Consider the following 2,186-nt stretch of genomic DNA (forward strand, 5'->3'; position numbering starts at 1 on the left):
AAGACCGCGCCGATGCTCATGGCCCCGGCGCGGAACGACAGCGCGGCCAGGCCCATGGTCGCCGCCAGGGTCACGGCGAACAGCAGCGTGCTCGTCGCGCCAACGATGGTGCTGAGCGTGTAGGTGCGCGTGCGCAGCGCCGCCTGGGTGTTCAGCAGCGGGTAGAGGCGGGCCATGATGTAAGGCGCGCCGCCGTTGGGTACAACGTCCTCCGTGCCGGTCATGCGCTCTTCCAGGAAGCCGAGCAGTTCGGCTGACGCCTGGCTGATGCGGGTGAAGAGACGCACCATGCGCTCCTGGATGACACGGAAGAGGGTCAGGATGATCAGGGCATAGGCCAGGCCCACCAGCCCGACGCGCCAATCTTCTCGGAAGACAAGCACCAGGATGCCGGCCACGAGCAGGCCGTTGCCGATGAGACTGACAACGATCTCCGAGAAGTATTCGGCCAATTGACCCACGTCGCTATCGATACGCTCGATGAGTTCGCCCGGCGTGCGCAGCTTGTGGAAGCCCATGTCGAGGCGGAGGACGTGGGCGGTCAGGTCGGCGCGCAGGGCATTGGTCGTCGCCCAGCCCAGGTCTTCGGTCAGGTAGACGGTGACGAGATAGATGACCTTCTGGGCCAGCACGGCCAGGAAGAACAGCGCCGCGGTCAGCGTCAGGGCGCGCAGGGCCAGACCGGCGGCGGCCTGATCCACGAAGCGGCCGAGCAGTTGCGGCGCGACAAGCTGTAGGGCGATGGAGCCGCCCAGCAGCAGGAGCATGAGCGCCACCCGGCGGCGGTGGGGCCGCAGGTAGTGGCGCAGCATCAGAATCGGTTTGGTCGGAACGGGTTGATCCATATCCACAAATCCACAACGAATCCACAGGTTGAACAGAATGGTAGCAGATGACGGCGGCCGGCAATAGACGGCCGTTCAACTCGGTGATAGCGATGGGATGCGGCAGGGAGCCGGTTCCGGGAGGGAAACCGGGACGGGGCGAGGCCGACCCGCAGGACAGCCCGCGGCCGGGAGGGGAAAGTCAGCGCGCCTGCGCCAGGCAGGCGAAAGGGGCGATAGACTTACCGCGCGGCCGTGGCCTCCACGCTACGCCGGGTTGGTTGGGTCAAAATTGTGTTTTTGGCTGACATCGTGTGTGCGTCTCCTGGTTACGCCGCCGGGAATGGCGGAACGGTGGGCAGCATAGCATGGCGGTGGGGAGCTGTCAATAAAGCAAATTACAGTGCGACCCACTTTCTGAAGTAGGTTGCACTTGCACACGTGCGACCCACATCAGAAAGTGGGTCGCACGTGTGGCCGCTGAACGGCAAGATCGTTTACAATGCAGGCAGCTTTCGGCCGTTGCAGTTGTTCAGTTGTGGAGGAATAACGATGAGCATCAAAAAGCCGGCGGCGGTGCTGTTGTTCGTCATAGTGGGCTGGCTGGCAGTCATGCTCAACTTCGCCCCCTTCCCCGGTGGGAATGATCCCAGCTATTCGCCCGCAACGCTACCGTCTTTCGTCGCGCCGCCCACCGCGGGCAGCGGCCTGCGCTTCGCCGTCATCGGCGACTACGGCAATGCTTCGGCCGACGAGGCCCGCGTGGCCGCGCTGGTAGCCGGCTGGAACCCCGACTTCGTCATCACCACCGGCGATAACAACTACCCCGACGGCGAGGCCAGCACGATTGACGCCCACATCGGCCAGTACTACAGCGCCTTCATCGGCAACTACCAGGGCGAGTATGGCGCGGGCAGCCCGGTCAACCGCTTCTGGCCCAGCCTGGGCAACCACGACTGGCATACCATGGCCTGCGGCGCGGCCGGCTGCCGGAGCGCCTACCTGGACTACTTCACCCTGCCCGGCAACGAGCGCTACTACGCAGTGGATTACGGCCTGGTGCGCCTCTTCGCGCTCGACAGCGACCCCGACGAGCCGGACGGCGTCCACGCCGACTCGGCCCAGGCGCGCTGGCTGCAAGGCGCGCTGGCCGCCTCGGACGCCTGCTTCGACGTGGTCTACTTCCACCACCCGCCCTACTCTTCCGGCAAGCACGGTTCGACCGAGCACATGCGCTGGCCGTTCGCCGCCTGGGGAGCCGACGCGGTCATGGCCGGCCACGAGCACAGCTACGAGCGGGTGGACGTGGGCGGCGCGCCCTACTTCGTGAACGGGCTGGGCGGCAAGAGCCTGTACGAGTTC

2 protein-coding genes are annotated in these 2,186 nt (G+C 65.6%); one reads left to right on the top strand and one right to left on the bottom strand.

Annotated features, from left to right (window positions below; translation table 11 throughout):
• On the bottom strand, nucleotides 1-845 hold an 845-nt coding region (locus ACE3UY_RS17830), incomplete at its 3' end, for an ABC transporter transmembrane domain-containing protein (protein WP_374688836.1).
• Between the two features lie 531 nt (nucleotides 846-1,376).
• Here ACE3UY_RS17830 and ACE3UY_RS17835 point away from each other — a divergent pair.
• The coding region (locus tag ACE3UY_RS17835) for a metallophosphoesterase (RefSeq protein WP_374688837.1) at nucleotides 1,377-2,186 on the top strand (810 nt) is incomplete at its 3' end.

The organism is Promineifilum sp. (SeqCode), assembly GCF_041918635.1.
GTDB lineage: Bacteria > Chloroflexota > Anaerolineae > Promineifilales > Promineifilaceae > Promineifilum.